Annotated in this window: 16 protein-coding genes; 8 read left to right on the top strand and 8 right to left on the bottom strand. The window is 38.0% G+C overall.

Going from position 1 to position 20,558, the window contains the following annotated elements:
* Positions 1–76 precede the first annotated feature (76 nt).
* From V7S76_RS12585 to V7S76_RS12565, 5 genes are all read left to right on the top strand, one after another.
* Positions 77–943, top strand: coding sequence for a DUF58 domain-containing protein (locus V7S76_RS12585; protein ID WP_459510479.1), 867 nt, complete (start codon positions 77–79; stop codon positions 941–943).
* The gene (locus V7S76_RS12580; RefSeq protein WP_459510478.1) at positions 943–1,803 is read left to right on the top strand and encodes a hypothetical protein; all 861 of its coding nucleotides are present in this window, start codon (positions 943–945) and stop codon (positions 1,801–1,803) included. The genes V7S76_RS12585 and V7S76_RS12580 overlap by 1 nt, the downstream gene beginning before the upstream one ends.
* On the top strand, positions 1,800–2,792 hold the full coding sequence (locus tag V7S76_RS12575; RefSeq protein WP_459510477.1) for a VWA domain-containing protein: 993 nt from the start codon (positions 1,800–1,802) through the stop codon (positions 2,790–2,792). The genes V7S76_RS12580 and V7S76_RS12575 overlap by 4 nt, the downstream gene beginning before the upstream one ends.
* Position 2,793: 1 nt before the next feature.
* The gene (gene ispE / locus V7S76_RS12570; protein ID WP_459510476.1) at positions 2,794–3,597 is read left to right on the top strand and encodes a 4-(cytidine 5'-diphospho)-2-C-methyl-D-erythritol kinase; all 804 of its coding nucleotides are present in this window, start codon (positions 2,794–2,796) and stop codon (positions 3,595–3,597) included.
* Between the two features lie 75 nt (positions 3,598–3,672).
* Positions 3,673–4,260: a NifU family protein gene (locus tag V7S76_RS12565; protein ID WP_459510475.1), complete on the top strand. Its 588-nt coding sequence runs from the start codon at positions 3,673–3,675 to the stop codon at positions 4,258–4,260.
* Between the two features lie 1,839 nt (positions 4,261–6,099).
* Here the strand turns inward: V7S76_RS12565 and V7S76_RS12560 are convergent.
* A complete protein-coding gene (locus tag V7S76_RS12560; protein ID WP_459510474.1) occupies positions 6,100–6,792 on the bottom strand; it encodes a M15 family metallopeptidase in 693 nt (230 codons plus the stop codon).
* 76 nt (positions 6,793–6,868) lie between these two features.
* Between V7S76_RS12560 and V7S76_RS12555 the strand changes: the two genes are divergently transcribed.
* Positions 6,869–8,104, top strand: coding sequence for a nucleoside recognition domain-containing protein (locus V7S76_RS12555; protein ID WP_459510473.1), 1,236 nt, complete (start codon positions 6,869–6,871; stop codon positions 8,102–8,104).
* Positions 8,105–8,188: 84 nt separating this feature from the next.
* Here the strand turns inward: V7S76_RS12555 and V7S76_RS12550 are convergent, their stop codons facing one another.
* The 4 genes from V7S76_RS12550 to V7S76_RS12535 are packed head-to-tail and all read right to left on the bottom strand — an operon-like array spanning position 8,189 to position 15,758.
* The gene (locus V7S76_RS12550; RefSeq protein WP_459510472.1) at positions 8,189–9,583 is read right to left on the bottom strand and encodes a M61 family metallopeptidase; all 1,395 of its coding nucleotides are present in this window, start codon (positions 9,581–9,583) and stop codon (positions 8,189–8,191) included.
* On the bottom strand, positions 9,584–10,276 hold the full coding sequence (gene recO / locus V7S76_RS12545; protein ID WP_459510471.1) for a DNA repair protein RecO: 693 nt from the start codon (positions 10,274–10,276) through the stop codon (positions 9,584–9,586).
* A gap of 2 nt (positions 10,277–10,278) precedes the next feature.
* A complete protein-coding gene (locus tag V7S76_RS12540) occupies positions 10,279–11,076 on the bottom strand; it encodes a lysophospholipid acyltransferase family protein (RefSeq protein WP_459510470.1) in 798 nt (265 codons plus the stop codon).
* Positions 11,076–15,758, bottom strand: coding sequence for a hypothetical protein (locus V7S76_RS12535; protein ID WP_459510469.1), 4,683 nt, complete (start codon positions 15,756–15,758; stop codon positions 11,076–11,078). Before V7S76_RS12535 ends, V7S76_RS12540 begins: the two co-directional genes overlap by 1 nt.
* A gap of 74 nt (positions 15,759–15,832) precedes the next feature.
* On the opposite strand from V7S76_RS12535, the gene V7S76_RS12530 reads away from it, so the two are divergent.
* Both V7S76_RS12530 and V7S76_RS12525 read left to right on the top strand, forming a co-directional pair.
* Positions 15,833–16,345, top strand: coding sequence for a KdsC family phosphatase (locus V7S76_RS12530; RefSeq protein WP_459510468.1), 513 nt, complete (start codon positions 15,833–15,835; stop codon positions 16,343–16,345).
* A 10-nt stretch (positions 16,346–16,355) separates the two neighbouring features.
* A complete protein-coding gene (locus V7S76_RS12525) occupies positions 16,356–16,865 on the top strand; it encodes a gamma carbonic anhydrase family protein (RefSeq protein ID WP_459510467.1) in 510 nt (169 codons plus the stop codon).
* Between the two features lie 8 nt (positions 16,866–16,873).
* Here the strand turns inward: V7S76_RS12525 and V7S76_RS12520 are convergent, their stop codons facing one another.
* The 3 genes from V7S76_RS12520 to V7S76_RS12510 are packed head-to-tail and all read right to left on the bottom strand — an operon-like array spanning position 16,874 to position 20,490.
* Positions 16,874–18,379: a GH3 auxin-responsive promoter family protein gene (locus V7S76_RS12520; protein WP_459510466.1), complete on the bottom strand. Its 1,506-nt coding sequence runs from the start codon at positions 18,377–18,379 to the stop codon at positions 16,874–16,876.
* 12 nt (positions 18,380–18,391) lie between these two features.
* Positions 18,392–19,099, bottom strand: coding sequence for a tetratricopeptide repeat protein (locus tag V7S76_RS12515; protein ID WP_459510465.1), 708 nt, complete (start codon positions 19,097–19,099; stop codon positions 18,392–18,394).
* A gap of 11 nt (positions 19,100–19,110) precedes the next feature.
* Positions 19,111–20,490, bottom strand: a complete 1,380-nt coding sequence (locus tag V7S76_RS12510; RefSeq protein WP_459510464.1) for a DEAD/DEAH box helicase — start codon at positions 20,488–20,490, stop codon at positions 19,111–19,113.
* Positions 20,491–20,558 lie beyond the last annotated feature (68 nt).

The following is a 20,558-nucleotide window of genomic DNA, read 5'->3' as shown; positions in this document are numbered from 1 at the left end:
TTTAGCAGTTTTCCGAAATTTTCATTTTAAATCTCTAATTTTAACCTTTGTAATTCCAACAACTATATCCCTAAAAATGGATATTCGGTCATTTCTTACACATGTCGTAAACCTAGAAATTCGCATTAGAAAAGCGATCAACACCCAAATGCACGGGAATTTTTCCTCTGTATTTAAGGGTTCAGGTTTGGAATTTAGCGATTTGCGGCAATATCAATACGGAGATGATGTTCGGCATATCGACTGGAATACGAGTGCCAAAGGACATGGAACTTTCATCAAATTATTCAAAGAAGAAAAAGAACAAACCGTGTTTTTTTTGCTGGATGTTAGCGCTTCAGGGAATATAGGTCGAATGGGCAAAAGTAAATTGGCCACGATGAAAGAGGTTAGCGCCGTTTTGGCTCTTTCTGCTATGAAGGAAGCAAGTCATATTGGGTTTTGTTGTTATTCAGATAAGAACGAAAAATTTATGGCTCCTGCCGCAGGAAAAAAGCACGGATTTAAAGCGATTTCAGAAATGTTTAAATTAGAGCCTGAAAATAAAGGAACCAACCTAAAAGAAGGTTTGAAGTTTTTAATGCAAGTATTAAAACGGAAAAGTTTGATTTTTGTCCTTTCTGACTTCATTGATTCAGGCTATGAGGATGTCTTAAAAGCCGCGGCCAATAAGCATGATTTGGTCATTATTCATATCAATGATAGACAGGAACTTCAGCTGCCCGCGATGGGAATTATTCCTATTTATGATCCAGAAAGAAATAAAACGACTTGGGTAAATACCTCTTCCAAATCCTTCAAAAAGCTCTTGCACGAAGCCAATGAACAAAAAGGAGCCGTCTTGAAAAAACTTTGTAAACAATGGCGAGCTGACTATATTTCGGTAAAAGCCGGCGAAGATTTTGTTCCTTCTTTAATTCAATTATTCAACACCAGAAACTAATGACGCAACAGGCATTACAAATTCAGGGTAAATTTATCGAAGATTCTGTCAAAATTGGACAGCCTTTTCGGTATACTGTTTTTGTGAAACATGCCAAAAATCAAGAAGTTTTCTTTCCAAGTATCCAACATAGAATTGGTCCATTTGAGCCCGTTAAACGAGAGTATTTTATCACCAAAACCATTGGTCAAACAAGTTTAGATTCCGCCGTTTATACCTTTCGATTATTCAATACAGCATCGATACATGTCCTGAAGTTCCCCATTTATTTGATGGATGGCAAGGATTGTACCTTGGTGGCGAGTAAACCAGACACCATTTTTTTAAAACGTTTGGTGAAAAATCCAGAAAAAATAGATCTGGACAAAGTCTACAGCGAAATTAAAATTCCTTTACTTATCCCAAAGGTCGAATTAAAAAATGTATTCAGCTGGGGAATAGGATTTATTCTTATGTTTGGATTAGTCTATTGGTTATTTGGCAATCGGATCAAACAACGATTCAAATTATATCTACTTTGGCGAAAAAATGCTGAATTTAAACGTACTTTTCAACGCTATTTTAGAAATATTTCTCCAACTGCGGTGGGACTACGAAATTTAGAAAATGCATTTACCCTTTGGAAAAACTATTTGGAATCCCTTACCAAGATTCCTTTCTCTACCTTCACTACCAAAGAAATGTTGGACAACCTAAATGTTAAACATTTAGACAAATCTCTAAATGATATGGATGCCGCGATTTACGGAGGTAATTTTTCGTCAAAGACAACAGATTCCGTCACCTTTTTGTTAAATATTGCCAACAACATTTACCAATCGGAGCGTAGAAAAATCAAATTAGAAGTTAAAAAACGATGAAATTCAACTTAGAATCTTATTGGTTGAAACTGCAGTCGATATTTTCCTTTCACTGGGAAAACCCGATCTTCCTATACCTCATTCCGCTTCCATTTCTACTATATATCATCAAAAATGTATGGCAAAGAAGGCGTCGGGCAAGAATTACCTTATCTTTTCCACAAGCTTTGGAACAAAACAAAATAACTCGAATATTGAGTTATGTGCCCGAAATTGTACAAGGAACCCTCTTGTTATCCTTGATAATCGCCATTTCAGGGCCTTATAAAGCCATAATTCATCACAAAAAACTGGCACAAGGAATCGACATTGCCATTGCCATCGATTTATCCTCGTCGATGTTGAACAAAGACGTGACTCCAACCCGATTAGAAGTAGCTAAAAATGTAGCCATTAATTTTATCCAAAAAAGAAGCGTAGATCCCATCGCCTTGGTTGCTTTTGCTGGAGAACCTTATCTCGCTAGTCCAATTACCCTCGACAATTCCTATTTACAAGAAGCCATTGGCGCATTGGAATCGAATTTAATTAAAGACGAGGGGACCGCTTTGGGTGATGCTTTGGGTATGTCAATTAATCAAATTAGAGACAATGACAATCCAAAGAAAATTTGCATTTTAATCAGTGATGGAAAAAATACTGCTGGAAATTTAGATCCTGTCATTTCAGCTGGATTAGCCAAAACATTTAAAATCAAGGTATATACCATTGCCGTGGGCGACACAAAACCGAGTCTAGACCCAGTAGATGAAAGTACTTTACGCTTAATCGCTGAAAAGTCGAATGGCAAATTTTACCGAGCACGCGACAAACAATCGCTGCAACATATTTTTGATGAAATCGACCAAATAGAAAAAACGCAAATCAATCAAATTACTTGGACCGAACACCAAGATCAAAGTACATATTTTATCCAATTTGCTTTTGTCCTTTTTCTACTGAGTTTGGTCATACGCTTAACTTGGATTTCCAATATTTTAGAAGATTAACATGATACTTTTCCCCAACGCAAAAATCAATATAGGACTGTATGTGACCGAAAAACGGGCGGATGGATTTCATAATTTAGAAACAACGTTTTTCCCAACCAATTGGACAGACATATTGGAAATTACGCCAGAAGATTCTTTTGAATTTAGTTCTTCTGGATTAACGATTGCTGGAAAAATAGAGGATAATTTATGTTTTAAAGCTTATCAATTATTACAAAAAGCTTATCATATAGCTCCTGTCCACATACATTTGCACAAAATCATTCCTATGGGCGCTGGCTTAGGGGGAGGAAGTTCCGATGCCGCTTACACGTTAATGGGACTTCGGGATTTATTTGAGTTACCATTATCCAACGCCAATTTAATTCCATTTGCCCAACAACTTGGAAGCGATTGTGCCTTTTTTCTAATGAATTCTCCTGCTTTTGGCACAGGAAAAGGAGATGAATTAAGTCCAATTGAATGCTCTTTGGAAGGGAAATTTATGTTATTGGTTTATCCTAAAATAGCTATTTCGACTCAAGAAGCCTACGCCAACATACGTGTTCGTCCAGCCAAAAATCATTTACCAGACATTTTGAAATTACCGATTTCCGAATGGAAAGCAAACATTCATAATGATTTTGAGGATAGTGTATTTCCTAAATACCCTTTGCTAAAAGAAATCAAAGAAGAACTGTACGCTCTTGGCGCGGTGTATGCTGCCATGAGTGGCTCCGGATCCACTTTATTTGGTATTTTTGATCGAGAAATAGAGGTGCCTGAGAAATGGAAGAACTATTTGATGATGAAAACGATTTAAAGGCAATCTTAATTAAATTGAAACTTATCAACTAAATTTGCGGTTATACTTTCTTAATTCTTTTTCCCATTCCATATGCTTAGTCAAAATATCCATATTTATACGGAATCCACCCCGAATCCTCATTCTATGAAGTTCGTTTTCAATATTGAATTATTGCCAGATGGGCTAACTTTTGATTATGAACAGCCGGCGGATGGATTAACAAAGGAAAAATCATCTCCATTAGCAGTGGCATTATTTGGATTTGATTTTGTTAAAAGGGTATTCATTACGAGTAATTTTATCACCTTGACTAAATCTGAAAATATAGCCTGGGAAGATGAATTATTCGGAATCAAGCAATATTTAAAAACGTATTTTGCGGAGAAAAAACCTGTTTTCAGTCTACCTGAAAGCGAATATGCAGAAGCGGATGGTTCTGCGGATTCAGAAATTATCTCGAAAATCAAAAATGTATTGGAACAATACGTGAAACCAGCTGTTGAATCGGATGGCGGTGCGATTTCCTTTCATTCCTTCAACGAAGAAACAGGACAAGTAAAAGTCATTTTACAAGGTTCTTGCTCTGGTTGCCCCTCTTCTACCATCACGCTAAAAGCGGGAATAGAAACCTTAATGACCCGAATGGTTCCAGAAGTGAAGGAAGTTGTGGCGGATTAAATTTGAATTATGAGAGCCATTTTAGATAATTCACAAACCTTAATTCGGATTAATAAGTAGCAGGAATGTCATATGTTAAAAACTTTATACAGTGTTAAATAACTTTGGCTGAGCGCGGTTACTGAGCCTGCCGATTATGGTTAAGTGTTTGTCGATTATGGTTGCTGAGCTTGTCAAAGTGTTGAAGCCGAGAGCTTTGAAAATAACGGTCAAATAATTTTATCAAACAACTGAACTTTTAAACCATTAAATTGCAGGGGGTAAGGGGCCCCATTCCCCATAAAAATTGGCCATCATAATTGCTAATTGAAAACTTATATTTTTCATCAATTAACTGATTTTTCATTGCCTTTTCTCTATTTAAGATTTAATGAAAGCAAGCTGCCCAGCGGTCAAGGTAAAAGGTATTGATGAATAAAGGGTTGAAACTTCTAATTAAATTTCTTTTCATGCCACTCTTCTTGTGTTACAGCCTTTACAATCTCGACTTCGATACTTCGGAAAGCTCTGTAAACGAGCTCAGGTAACACTATTTATTCTTTTCAAGACTTATAATTGAACTTGCGGTTAATCCGACGAAAGATTTGAACGAAGCGGTAGGCTGAGCTGTGACATTGCGCATGGGCGATGTGAGTCAGGGTCAAAGAAAATAGCCGAGAGCTTTGAAAATAGCGGTCAAATAATTTTATCAAACAACTGAACTTTTAAACCATTAAATTGCAGGGGGTAAGGGGCCCCATTCCCCATAAAAATTGGCCATCATAATTGCTAATTGAAAACTTATATTTTTCATCAATTAACTGATTTTTTCTTTGCCTTTTCCCTATTTAAGATTTAATGAAAGCAAGCTGCCCAGCGGTCAAGGTAAAAGGTATTGATGAATTAAGGGTTGAAACTTCTAATTAAAATTTCTTTTCATGCCACTCTTCTTGCATTACAGCCTTTACAAACTCGACTTCAATACTTCGGAAAGCTCAGTAACCGAGCTCAGGTAACACTATTTATTCTTTTCAGGACTTATAATTGAACTTGCGGTTAATCCGACGAAAGATTTGAACGAAGCGGTAGGCTGAGCTGTGACATTGCGCATGGGCGATGTGAGTCAGGGTCAAAGAAAATAGCCGAGAGCTTTGAAAATAACGGTCAAATAATTTTATCAAACAACTGAACTTTTAAACTATTAAATTGCAGGGGGTAAGGGGCCCCATTCCCTATAAAAATTGGCCATCATAATTGCTAATTGAAAACTTATATTTTTCATCAATTAACTGATTATTTCATTGCCTTTTCCCTATTTAAGATTTAATGAAAGCAAGCTGCCCAGCGGTCAAGGTAAAAGGTATTGATGAATTAAGGGTTGAAACTTCTAATTAAAATTTCTTTTCATGCCACTCTTCTTGCATTACAGCCTTTACAAACTCGACTTCAATACTTCGGAAAGCTCAGTAACCGAGCTCAGGTAACACTATTTATTCTTTTCAGGACTTAAAATTGAATTTGCGGTTAATCCGGCGAATGATTTAAACGAAGCGGTAGGCGGAGCTTTGACAATGCGCATGAGCGATGTGCGTCAGGGTCAAAGAAAATAGCCGAAAGCGTAGTGAAAATCGGTCAGTCAGCTGACTGAATCGTCTTGGATTAACTGGCAGAAAATGAGTTTTTTTGTTTCTTTTTTTGAAAAAAAGAAATGCCTTAGAAAAAGAATTAGCCAATAAATGGCATTGATAGGTAATAGGTTTTAGTGTTTAGTTATTAGTTGTTAGTAAAATAATTAGTCTGCCTATTTCAGGACAAGACAACACTAATCACTAATAATACGAATTAATACTTCACATATTATTACTTAACCACTGCAAACCTCTTTTTCGCTTCTTTCCTTGAAAAAGCATTAAAATGCCACCATTCAAATTCGATCGGCATAAAACCTGCTTTTTTCATGATATTTCGCAATAATAGTCGATTTTCATAGGACTTTTGGGATAATAGACCATTATTCAAAAATTGCTGTTCCAATTTTGGATAGGCCAATTCACCAAAAAAATCATATTTCGTGCCCATATCCAAGGCTTTTCCATCGGCATCTGCCAGGGTTAAATCAATCGCACTTCCATAATTATGGATCGAATGTTCCTTCGGATCCGCTACGTATTTTTGTCGCTCTTTCGGAGGCAATTCACTCAAAGTGTTCCATAAAACCCATTGAATCGACAAAGGCCGAGCGGCATCATAAATCAATAAATGAAATCCAGGATTCGATTGTTGCAATAATTCATTCGCTTTTTTTAATTTGACGATCACTTCTTTTTGCAAAAAAGCCGTATTCAAGCAACTGTAAACATTCTTTTTCATAAAATTATCGGAAGAATGGTATTTTAAATCGACTAAAACGGCTGGTATTTCTTTTCTGACTTCCAATAATCCCTGCTCTTGCATGGCTAATTCATAAGAGCAATTCGACTTTTGGGCAAAAATAGCATTGGAAAATAATGCACATAAGAGAAAAAGAACAGATAATCGACAAGGTTTTTCCATAATTAAACAAAGAATTTCCCTAAATTTAGCCAAATTTTTAACGAAAAAAGGCCTTTTTGAATAGGCAGATAAATCGATGGCATTAAACTGGATTTGGTTCTTATTCTTCGGTGTGGCATTTGTAGTTGCCCTGATTCAATACCTATTTTTTGGAAATGCCGATATTTTTAAACTATTGGTGGATGGCATGTTCGACTCGGCAGAGATGGCCGTGATGAAAATTGCTTTACCTTTAGCGGGTGTCATGACCTTCTTCATGGGCATTTTACAAATTGGCGAAAAAGCTGGCGCTATTCAGTTTTTGGCTAGGAGAATTCGTCCCTTTTTTACGCGTCTTTTCCCTGAAATTCCACAAGATCATCCCGTTCATGGACAAATGATCATGAATTTCTCCGCTAATTTATTGGGATTGGACAATGCGGCAACTCCCTTTGGCCTGAAAGCCATGCAAGGATTGCAGGATTTGAATACAGAAAAGGAGACCGCCTCTAATGCCCAAATCATGTTTTTGACCCTGCATAGCGCGGGACCCGTCCTAATTCCCCTAAGCATCATGGCACAACGTGCTATTTATGGAGCAAAGGATGCTTCCGACGTCTTTATTCCATGTTTAATGGCCACCTACGCTGCGACAATAACTGGATTGATATTCGTGGCTATCAAACAAAGAATTCGCCTCTTAGATCCCGTTTTATTGGGCTGGATTGTCGGACTTACTGCCATTTTGGGAGGAATTCTGTTTTATTTCAGTCATTTATCGAAAGAACAAATCGAAATTCAATCGAAAATTTTCAGTAATGGGCTTCTTTTTACCCTAATTTTTAGCTTTTTGGCGGCAGCATTTTGGAAAAAAGTAGACATCTTTTCCACTTTCGTGGATGGTGCTAAGAGCGGATTTGAAACTTCTGTCAAAATCATTCCCTATTTAGTTGGCATGCTGGTAGCTATTAGTTGCCTAAGAAATTCTGGGGTATTGGATTTCATCGTACAAGGAATGAAATGGGTCGTTTCTTTAACTTCGCTGGACGCCCGATTTACGGACGCTTTGCCAACGGCATTATTGCATCCTGTTAGTGGCAGCGGCTCCCGTGCCATGATGATTGATACCATGAAAACCTTTGGTCCGGATTCCTTCGCCGGTCGATTATCTTGCGTTTTCCAAGGTTGTGCAGAAACAATCTTGTATGTCATTGCTCTCTACTTTGGATCTGTTCAAGTGAAAAACATTCGCTACACCCTTTGGGCAGGATTAACCGCCGATATAGTGGGTATCATGACCGCAATAGGGGTTAGTTATGTGTTTTTTGGATAGGTATTAGAAGAGAGAAAACGGGAAAAGAGAAGAGAGAAAACGGGAAAAGAGAAAACTATTACCTTTTACCTATTACCTATTACCTTATACCTCATAATTCAACCCTTGTTCCGTTTGGATCAATGTTAATCCCCAATGATCTATTAAATCATTTAACTCATCCAATAAACAATCATTTCCCTCGTACCATTTTTGAAAAAATTCCGTCATCGATTCTTCGTACACCTCTTCACAAATGGAATAAAAATCGGACAAAGAATAGCCTTTTTTCATCCGGCCGAAACGTTGATTCAATATTAACATTACTTCTCGGATGGATTTTCGGTCATCGAATTTCTTTCGAATTTTCAAATCAAGGCCCAAGGCAAAAAGTGCCCCTTTGTAATAAATAGAGACTCTTTTGCCGGGTGTCGATTTCCCATATCCATCTATCCAAAGGTCAATGGAACTTTCCATCAACGATTGTTTGGCATCTCCATCTCGGTCAAAATGCAATTTCAAATTACCCAATAAAGAAGCATGGTATTCTTCCTGAGTCCAAACTCCAGATGCATACAAAAACCAATCGCCTAAATAGGTCGTAATCCCTTCCACAATGCCTCCGCTAGTAAAATAAACCTCTTTGTGATACTGATAAGGCCATAATTCCTTTGGTCTAATGGTCCCAATGTTCCAAACATGAAACAATTCATGCGAAGCCAATCCAATTAAATCTTCATAAGCATCTCTGTCTTCAGGACCCAAAACCATCATCGTGGAAGTAATATGTTCGACGCCATGGTAAAATGGTTGAGGGCAAATCCAATGTAAAAACCGATAATTTTTGACAGGGAAATCCTCCATCCAAGCTAATTGAAATTCGCAAATCCGTTGATAGGCGGCTATTAGTTTTTGACTAAAAAACCCTTTGGGAACAATGCCTTGTGCAAAAAAAGTATGATTTCGAATTTTCCATTTGATGGAAGAAATAACAGGCGCTGCCATGAATGGAGAATCCACCAATTCGCGGTATGATTTAGCTAGCCAAGTTGTTTCATTTTGATTTTTTAAAGCGGTAGTTTTTTGCCAAAATGCCGGACAATCGATTTGTATTTCACAAGGCTTATTTTCTGTGCCTTTGACAAATAAACAACAATTAATAAAATTGATGTAAAGCATTTCTTCAGTTGAAACGCTTCCTCCTGCATCCGGCTGATCAGCCCAATAGGTATAATTCAAGGTTATCGGCTCCAAATTAGCAACGCTTATTTTCCATTCGGAAGGAGCGGTTTTCCTCATTTCAATGGAATCACCCGAAAGATTTTTTGCCAACACTTGATCAATATTCTTTGCAAAATTTTGCGATTGATACCTCCCAGGCCGCCAAATGGGCAATAAAATCGTACATTCGCCGACACTTTTTGGAAAAAAAGTAACCCTAAAGGCAAGCCTTCTAGGATCGGATTTTTGTGCGGAAATATGATAAATGGAATGTTTCATTTAGGCTAATACTTCTTGTAATATTTGCAAAGAACGCAATTCATTAAACGACTCGACATGAATTTGATAATAGCGAATAACCGCAGCCAAAATTTCTTTCCGTTGACCTTTTGACAAGGAAATGGCCGTCCCATAATCGGCTAAAATCAATTGATCCAACAAAGATAAAGTTGCCGAATCTGGCCTTCCAAATTCGGTTCTTGCCAAAGACAATTGTTGATAAAATTCCGTAGCATTGCTGGGAGAAAAACCTAAAAAAGCACTTAAATTCCATAAAAACTGAATGTGGAAATTTTCAAAATGCTCTTTACTGCTATCCAAAAATTGCAAAGATTCTTCCAAAAATTGGAACAATAATGGATTCGATTCCTCTTCCTTAAGCACCTTATTCAAGACCTCACTGAGAAACAAAGCAATGCTGGATTTGGCAATATCAAAAGGAATTTGTTGATAAGGGAAATAACATTTTAATTCAGAAATCCGATTCAATCCCTTCCCCGGTTTGGAATAAACTTCCATGTCCAATAAGGTTAATGGCTGAAATAAGGCCATTTTATGCTTTGCTTTGGCAGATCTGACTCCGTTTTCAATGTAGGAGGCAATCCCCAATTCCGAGGTGTAAATCGTGACCAACAAAGATGTTTCGCGGTATTTTAAATAATGAATGACTATGCCTTTCGTTTTTGTTAGCATGATTAAGCCGAATGACATTCTGTGGCGGAATCATATTCCAAGCCAATTTCCAAAGCCAATTTTTGCAAGATTTCATCCACGGAAGCCTCTTGATCAAATCGGATAGGTTCACGGAATTCCACATCTAAATGGGTATTTCGTTTCTTCAATAACAATCCTTTTTTATCAAATGCTCTTCTGAAACCATTGATTCGAACAGGTACAACAATCGGATTTTGCTCTTTGATTAAATGAGCCACACCCTTTCTCAAAGGAGCAAATGCACGAGTCGTGCCTTGTGGAAAACTGATTACCCACCCAAAATCAAGGCCTTTCCCAATTTTCTGAACGGCGTCCATATCCACTTCCCTTTTTACTTCTTGACCATTTGCCCGCCATGATCGATTCACCAAAATCGCACCTGCTTGAGCAAATAGTTTGGGAATAAATCCATCATTTTTCATTGTTTCAGAAGCTGCGACATAGAACAAATTAGACCGTGGAGCCATTAAATAAATCGGGTAATTCAGTGAATTTTTAAATCCCCACTTGATCGAAAAAAAGATGTGGTACAAACAAATCACATCCATGAAATACGTTTGATGATTGGGTAAAAATAAGACCCCATTTTCAGGCAAATTCTCTAAATGTTCGGTGCCTTTGATATCCGTTTTATTATAAACGGTCAGTCGATTATAGGTCACCAATCCTAAAACAAACATGATGATTCGCTTAAAAACGACCGGATTACCAAAAGGGTCTCGCTCGCCGATACCTAAGGTGTCCATGAATTGAAATAATCGGGTAAGCTTCGTTGCCATTAAAATCCTCCTTGTTTACTTTTTACTTTCGGTTTCGCCTTCTCCTTTTCTTTAGGTTTTTCAGGGGTTTTAGTGGTTGCTTTTTTTGTAGGTACAATTTTACGATAATATGAGGTAAATTTCTTCAAAAATGCATCTTTTTCATCAGAAGCCGCCTCAACCACTCGAACATCCGCCTCTTTTTTATTTTCTTTCACCGACTCCCTGATGGCCGCTAAAAAGGAATTATCCGAAGAGTACACGCCTAATTCCCCGTTAAAATACGCAAAATAATACCAAAGATCTTCCGACAACTCCCAATATGCGTAAAACTCTTCTTTGCTTGGCTTTTTAATGACTTCCATATAGCCTTTCACCATGTTATTCACATCCACCGGCCCAACATTGACCAAAGGAAATGATTCTGTTGTATAAAATGAACTCGTATTGGGTGACCAAGTCCACTTAACCGATGAAAAATTAATGCTTTTAGCAAAATCAGGAGAGACTTTATCCAATGCCAAATGCTCCTTGTCCATTTTATTTTTGATGACTTCCGGAATATCCTTATTCAATAACAATGCCACCCGAATCAAATATTCATCCCTTGTTTCTGGCTCATCCGCTGAAGTTGACATCAATCCTTCATCCAAATTGAACTTCACCATCCGATCCCCCATTACTTTTAAAAGCGTTGCCGGAAAAGGAAATTGTAAACTTAGCCAAGATTCAATACGAGGAATTAAAGTGTCCGTCGACATACTGATATTCCCAAATGATTTAAGCAGTTTATTTCCAGTAAATAATTCCACGGCCCCTTGCGTTTCGATGCGCTTTTCTTTGGAAAATAATTTCATGACGGACGTATTCCCAAACACTTGAAAATGGTCTTTTTGCTCCTCCACCGTGCCTTTTGCTGAAAACAACACGGGATCTAAATCATCGGAAACTGGACTCAAAAATGTTGGATATAATTTATTGTCCGCATTGATGAAAATACCCGCGGTAACAGGCCTGCCCGACTCATCCCGTAAATTTTCGTCTAGCTTCAAATTAGGGCTATCTCCCAATTTAGGTTCAAAAGGAATCCAAGCAGATTTGATATTTTTCAACCCTAGTTCAGGCCGGATAAAGCCTTTGAATTGCAAAAATTCTTGTTGCGACTCAAATACCACATCGCCTTTGAATTGTTGATGAAGTCCAATGGCCAAGGTTCTTTTTTCACCAAAATTTGCTTCTGCTTTTACCTGTTTTTGCGCTTGCTTATTTCCGGAAGCGGGAATAATCGAAAATTCAAATTGACGTAAAGGAACTTGAATACTATCTCCAGACGCCCTAGGCAATAAATAATTGGCTGTACCTTTCCAATAATCCGCATTCGCTTCGACCACCGTCAAATTCTCCAATTTATGTCGGCTGTTTTCAGGATCCAAGATCGCTTTTGCTTCACTAAATGGCTTGAATTTGCCATCTTTTTGAATACCCAACAATCCGCCTGAAGGATAAACAAAAGCTGGGCCAATAGCGACTTGTTTAACTCCGCCCAATTGCAAATACTGTGCTTTTAAATCATAATCAGCCGAATTGGCCAAAATCAGTCCTTGAGATTCTGCATTTGCATTCAGTAATGGAGGGTCTTTGGAAAGACTATCACTTTCTGTTTGCGTGGTATCCGAAGACCATTTCGTTAATTCAAAACCTTTCTTACCGGATAATTTAAATCGCTGATTACTTAAATCCCAAAGGGCTTCTGAAATGGTGCTTTGGTAAGCTAAATGAGGAAAAATAATCTGGCTTTCGGAAAAATCCTTGTCGGAATTTTTGGCAGATTTAATACTAACTTTATTGGACCCAACCGTTGTTTCAGCGGAAATAGATTTCGCAAAAACCAAGGGTTTAAACAATTTCATGTTTCTACCAATTTGAAAAGACGCTTCATTTGTTTGCCAATTACTGGCGGTGAACGAATACTGATCTGACACAAAGGTGCCTTCTCCAAAAAACAATTTACCGGAACCGAACACTTTTTTCTGATGAAATTTCAAAGGGCCCTCCAACTGAGTTGATCCTTGATAAAGGGCTATTTTGGATTTAATTGGAGAAATAATCAAAGAATCGACGGATGGAATCCAGCGTAAATCATGTTGTTCCATCGTAGCCTGTGGAAAGATGTTTTTTCCTTGAAAACTACTCACTATTTTACCTGAAGAACTGTTTACTATCAATGAATCCGGATAAAATCGACTTATTTTGCTATCTGAATGCACCCCAAACACGATTAGATTTCCTGCGGCATGCAGACCCATTTTATCCATCACCATGGGTCCTTGCAATTGAAATTTACCTTGATTTTTGTAAATTTCCACTGGCGATTTTTGAAGATAATTAAATCCAAAAGACTGATCAGGCATCAATTCCAAATTCGTTTTGATCGTCGGGATCAATCCTTCGGAATAAAACGAACCTTCAAACGTAATCTGCTTTTGCAATAAGCTATCTAATTCAATTTTAGGGACTTTGAAATAAAATTTGGAAGATGCGTAAAGACCTTCTGCCCGCCATGGTTCATCAAAATAGGCGGTAACACCTTTTGGAATGATTAATTTTGGATAAGCGGCTAATCCCAAGCGGCCAGATTTATTGTTGGGCGGACTCAATACCAAAGAACCGGATTCGTATTTAAATTGCCCCCCTAATTCCTTGGTTCCAATATCTCCATTTTTCAATTTTGGCAAAAAAGTAATGGAATCGATTTGATCAAAATTGACGGTAAAATTTCCAAAGTTAAATTTGAAATCAGGCCCTCTGAAACGATAATTACCAATTTTAATTTCCCCATTGAAATCAAAATCACGGCCATTGCTAAACACAATTTGATGGTCCTTTGGAATAAAATTTGCTTTGAGCGAATCCGAAACAACCACCTCATCTATGCCTCGCACTTTTAAGGATTTATTCGTCAAATACAAGGTAATATTGGCTGTATCTTTGGGAATTTGATCCGCTAAAGACGCTACAAAAAACCGATCAAAATCTTTTTTGGCAAACATCACATTGGCATAATGACGGCCCAAACGAGTAAACGAAATTTGATCAGTTTGGCTGGAATATTGGAAATAACCCGCTTTGGCAAATCGAATAAAACTGGGTTGAAGTTCTTTCAAATCACGCTTGTTTTTGATGGCAATATCCGTCAAATACGCCAAGCTTGATTTCGTTTCCATGAAATAATTATACAAGATCCGAAGCGGATTAAAAGGCAAAATATCTTGTAAAACCCGTATCCTTTCCTCCTCAAAATAGTCAAATGATTCCACCCAAGCAGGGTTTTGGGCTTTGGCTGCTATTCGGAAAAAATCGACTTTCTTATCTGCAACAGACACAACCGCCAAATCAGCTGAGATACGAATTTGATGATAAGAATCTTCAAAAAACAATCGATCAGCTGCAGTTCCTTCCTGTTTTCGAATATGCAACAATTGCTCTTTGGGAAACCATTTTGCCTTTACATGGGCGTGAATCAAACTATCTTTGGCCCCAATTTTCGATAGGTATTGGCCTTCAGCTATTTGAACAGATTGGTCAGGATAAATCCAAAGTGTAGGTGTTTTGATTCTGGCCAAAACATCTTTATCAGAAAAAACTTCGAAAAAAGCATACGTTTTACCAAAGGACATTAAACCCACTCGGTCACCTAAAATCCACATTCGACCATTGGCTCGCCAATGCTCATTTTGAACGGGTTCTGATAAATCTTGATTGGCTTTAAATTCAAAAGGGAAAATAAGTGAATTGCTTTTTCGCTTGATTCTCATTTGCCCTTGGCCTGCTATCATTCGCTCATTGGAATCTTTCCAGTTTCCTTTTAAACCGTTCAATGCCCCTTTGTTGGGAACAATTTCAAATTCGTCTAAATGCCAAATGGCTTTCGGGTGGGCCAACATATTCCCCGAAATTTCTACTTTTTTCCCAAAACCAATCTTGGATTTTACGCTCCAAACAAAACTTTCAGGAGCCAATGTCAAACTGTCTTTTCCTGTTCGATAGAGAAGTGAAGGATTTGCCCAAGTCAGCATGGGTCCATCTTCCGAATACAAGGATTTTATCCAAATTTCTTCGCTGTTCTGAGGTATTTCCGATTCGATATTGGAACTAGGAGTGTCCCAGGAATCAGCTACATTAATTTTTGAACTGGTATCTACCTTACTTATTTCTTCCTTTTTGGGCCAATAGATGTTAAAATCCCCTCTGACCCTTAATTGCATATTTCCCAACGCTGGGATGAATTGATTAAACTGCCAATTTTCAATTTGTTCGACCAAAAGAAGACCCGTTTTCACATCTTTGGCAGCAAGCAATTTTTCCCAAACAAGTAAAAAATTTTGTAGTGTTTCTGGCGATTTTTCGAATTGAACCGTACAACGAAAAAATAAATAGGCTAAATAACCTGATTTAAACCCTTTATTGGGCATGGATAAAACCAGCTTTTCAAAATTGTTTTTTTGGTCAGTATTGAAGGTCTGTCCAGCATAAAATTTCAGCCATTTTTCGGCGGTCATGGGCGCTTCCCGATTTTTACTGGATAAAATCCAGGCTTTTACTTCCAAAGGGAAATTTCCTTTGGCTGAAAAAATTTGGGCAAAACTATTGGAGCGGATAAATCCGAAAATAAAAAACCATAGAAATATCGATTTACGAAACATAATCTTGATAGGAAACCGCAAAAGCGAGTAAAAATAAGCAAAATTTTAAGATATTTGAGGCAAATATTTCCTTTATGCAAAACGTCCTTTCCTTGTTTTCTCGTATAAAAGCTTTTGTATTTGATGTAGATGGCGTCATGACGGACGGCCAGGTGCACGTATTGGAGTCGGGAGAACATTACCGAAGTTTCTTTATCCGCGATGGATATGGAATAGAAAAAGCACGTGAAGCGAATTACCAACTGTGTGTCATAACAGGTGGCGGTCATCCTGGGGTAAAAAAACGACTGGAGAATTTAAAATTTCAACATGTTTATTTTGGTTTAGGGGGAAAAGATAAGCTTTCCACCTATTTGGAATGGTTGGAGAAAGTTGGAATTCCGGAAGAAGAAATTTTGTACATGGGCGATGATGTCCCTGATTTAGCCATTTTATCAAGACCCAACTTATTAAGTACTTGTCCCAACGATGCCATTCCCGAAATTCATCAAGTAGTCAAATACATTTCTCCATTCAATGGCGGAAAAGGTGCCGTAAGGGATGTCATCGAAAAAGTAATGAAACTTCAAGGCACTTGGCCTTCTTAACAGCTCGCATATGGCACTTATTTTACCCGTTGAAGGCGTTTCTCCACAAATCCATCCATCTTGTTGGCTAGCGCCCAATTCCACGCTGGTAGGCGATATAATTATGGGAGAGCATTGCTCTGTATGGTTCAATGCGGTCGTTCGCGGAGACGTCAATAAAATTCGCATAGGACATCACAGCAATATTCAAGATGGGGCAGTGGTTCATTGCACCTATCAAAAAACAGAAACGCTCATCGGTAATTATGTTTCTGTTGCACACAATGCCATTGTTCATGGTTGCACGATAGAGGACAATGTGTTGATTGGAATGGGAGCGATTGTGATGGATGGCGCCTACATAGAATCGGGAAGCATCATTGCAGCGGGCGCAATTGTCACACAAGGAACCCGTGTAAAATCAGGAAGTATCTATTCAGGAAATCCAGCCAAATTCTTGAAAGAAGTGAGTCCAGAAGCCGCTGAAGTTTTCATGCGAACAGCCATGAATTATGTTAAATATGCAGCGTGGTTTGAATAAATGATGAGTTATGAGTTAGTATCATCCTTCAATAGATTTTCTGCCAATTTCCGATCATTCGATAAACGTGGAACTTTATTTTGGCCGCCCAATTTTCCTTGAGATTTCATGTATTGGATAAAGGCATTTTTAGGCAAAATGCGCAAGACTAAACTTTGTAAAATATTCCCTTCAATCAAATCCTTGTAGTAAATATTTTGTTTTTGCATCGACAAATCCAATGTTTGTTGAAACAAGTGGACATCATTGGGCTGCTGCTCAAATTCGATAAGCCATTCATGATGAGGCAACATTCCTTCCTTGGGATTCACTTGTGGCGCCACCGTAAATTCCACAATTTTTACCTCTGGACAAGCTTTTATCGCTTCCTGCATCGCTTTTTCCACTTCTTCGGAAATGACATGTTCCCCAAAAGCTGAAATAAAATGTTTAATTCGACCCGTTACAACAATGCGGTATGGATTCAAAGAAACGAACTTCACGGTATCTCCAATGGAATAGGCCCATAGTCCGGCATTCGTCGTTAATAATAGCGCATAATTCACTCCCAATTCAACCTCCGACAAAGAAAGTCGGGTCGGTTTCGCAGAAAAATAAGTATCTGTGGGGACAAATTCGTAAAAAATACCCGAATCAATCAACAATAACAATCCTTCCTCACCAGAAGAATCTTGAAAAGCAATAAATCCTTCAGAAGCCGGATACGTTTCCACCACATCTACTTCTCGGCCAATCGAACCCAACAATTTTTCTCGATATGGCTCAAAATTTACTCCGCCTGTAACAAATAATTGAAAATCAGGAAATAATTCGCCAACCTTCTTGCCCGATAATGATTCCAACCGATCAAAATACATCTGAACCCAAGGTGGAATTCCAGAAATCAAACCCATCCGTTGATCGATGGTTTCATTTACAATCAAATCCAACTTTTCTTCCCAATCTTCCACACAATTGGTTTCATATTTCGGCAATTGATTTCCACGTAAATAAGACGGTACATGGTGATTAACAATACCCGATAATCGGCCTAAAGGAATATTATTTTTCTTCTCTAATTCAGGAGATCCAGATAAAAAAATCAATTTACGATCTAAAAAATCAGATTTCCCGCTGTAAAACACATAATGCAACAAAGCATCTCTAGCCCCCAAAATATGGTATGGCATCGACTCTGAAGAAATTGGAATGTATTTGGCCCCCGAAGTGGTGCCTGAAGTTTTAGCAAAATAAGCAGGAAGACCTGGCCATAAAATATCTGATTTGCCCGACAATGCCTCTTCGATGTAGGGCTTTAAATCTTCATACTCTGAAATTGGAACCGCATTTTTATAATCAATGTAATTCCGAATTTTATCAAATTGAAAGGCTTTTCCAAACAGCGTTTTTTCGGCCTTTTTTACATTGTTTTTTAACCAAAATGCTTGCTTTTCAAAAGCAATGTCCTGCGATTTACGGTATTTCTGGACAATCGATTTGGCAAGAAATTTGGATAAAAAAGAACGTAAACCCATTTTAAATGATGTTTATTTGAAAAATCCTTTAGGATCGGGCATTTTTTCGACCAATTGAGCCGCAAAATTGATGTCCAATTGCAAGAAATCCAGTTGGCGACATTCATGAAAATAAGCCCAAGCCAATTCATAATTGCCCAATAAATAGGCGACTTGGCAACGTTTCATCCAGGCATTCGCGTTGCTGGGTTCCTCTTTTAAACATCTTGCCAACAAGACTTCCACCTCCTCTAAGGTTCCGCAGTTTTGGTTTTTCAAATAACAACTCAATTTTACGATGGCATAATCCACTCGCATGACTGTTTGTGTTGAATCCAATGACAAACCTTTTTCCAATAATTCCAAAGCCAAAGGGAAATTCTGATTTTGGAAAGAAATCACTCCTAGACCCCAATAGGATTCGTAAGTAGAAGAATCTAAGGCATTTACATAATTGAAACGAAACGTGGCGGTATCAGGTTTTCCCTCTGCTACATATTCCCAAGCACGGTCGGAAAAGAATTTGGCTGCTTCTTTCCTAGACGAAAAACTTTGATCACAAGAAACCAAAAATTGCTCCAAGTCCAAAGCATCTTTGGCATTTAACTTTTTCTTCCCAAAAAGTGCTTGATATTTTTGTTCTTTAACCAAAGAATCCATGGTATTTTTCGCCATTATTTGTCCCGAAAAACAAATGAAAACCACCACAAAAGAAAATAACTGTTTGAATTTCTGCTTCATATTTTACAAAACTATCTTTTCTTTTTATTTGATGATGCACCTGAGCGAAAATTTGTCGATTTTTTCGGACGATAATTTTTAGGTCCTGTTTTTCCTGGACTCTTAGACGAAGAAGGTTTTTTACCTGCGGCTTGTTGCCCTGGCCTTTTTTTCTTTTCATGAAAAGCCCCTTTAAAATCAGGATCTTCCCTTTTTCGTTGATCATCCACCGCTCTCAACATATCTTGTTGTTCCAAAAACGGCGTATCTTCCAATAATATTTCTTCCGGTAAGGGTAAAATGGCTATTTTCTGATGTATAATTTCTTCAATTTTAGCCCAATGATAATTCTCTGACAAAGTGACAAAAGTGATGGATTCCCCAACTTCTGCAGCACGACCTGTCCGACCAATTCGATGTACATAATCCTCATAGATCAAAGGCACATCAAAATTTATTACATGTGAAACCTTTGGAATATCAATGCCTCGAGAAGCCACGTCTGTTGTAACCAAAACTCGAACCAAACCTTCCCGAAATTGCTGCATGGCATTGATACGGGTATTTTGACCTTTATTCGAATGGATCACTCGCACCTGATCCTCGCTTAAAACCTTACGGATTAAAAACTTTTCTACTTGATTGGCCACATCTTTACTCCGACAAAAAACCATAACTCGTTCAAATTCAGGTTTTTGTAAGAAATATTCCAAGGCATTTATCTTGGTTTTCAAATTGGGCGCTTCAAAGACCCATTGTGTCACTTGACTTGCGGGAGTCGCCTGTGGCGTTATTTCCAATTTCAAAGGAAACTCCAAAAACTCATGGGAAAGATTCTCTACTTTTTCAGGAAAAGTAGCTGAAAAAAGCCCATTTTGACGTTTCTTGTAAGGGATTTTTTCTAAAATCTGCCGGATTTGAGGCATGAAACCCATATCCATCATTTTATCCGCTTCATCTAAAATTAGATGCTTCAATTCTTTGACGATAATCGCTTCTTTGCGGTATAATTCAATGAAACGACCAGGCGTAGAAACCAAAATGTCAATTCCATTTTCCAAGGCTTGAATTTGTGGTTTGGGACCCAAACCCCCATAAAGAGCTAAAATTCGCAAATCGGTAAATTGTGCCAACTCAATCATCACTTCATAAATTTGCATGACCAATTCGCGTGTCGGAGCTAAAATCAAGGCTCTTGGATTTTTTCCTTGGGCATATTTGCATTGCATCAAAATGGGCAAAACATACGCTGCCGTTTTCCCGGTTCCTGTTTGGGCAATGCCCAAAACATCATGCCCCTTCAATAAAAGTGGAATGGCCTTTTCTTGGATGGGTGTGGGGGCAGTATAACCAATGGCGTCACAAGCTCGTTGAAGTTGTGGATTTAAGCCCAATTTTAAAAATTCAGACATGGATTTTATCAAGGATAAGGACAAAGGTAAGGATTTAAAAGGGAGTTTTATTTACCTTTACTCGCAAA

The organism is Aquirufa sp. ROCK2-A2, assembly GCF_054558485.1.
The sequence above is the reverse complement of the archived record's forward strand: the minus strand, read 5'-3'. Positions and strand labels throughout refer to the sequence as shown.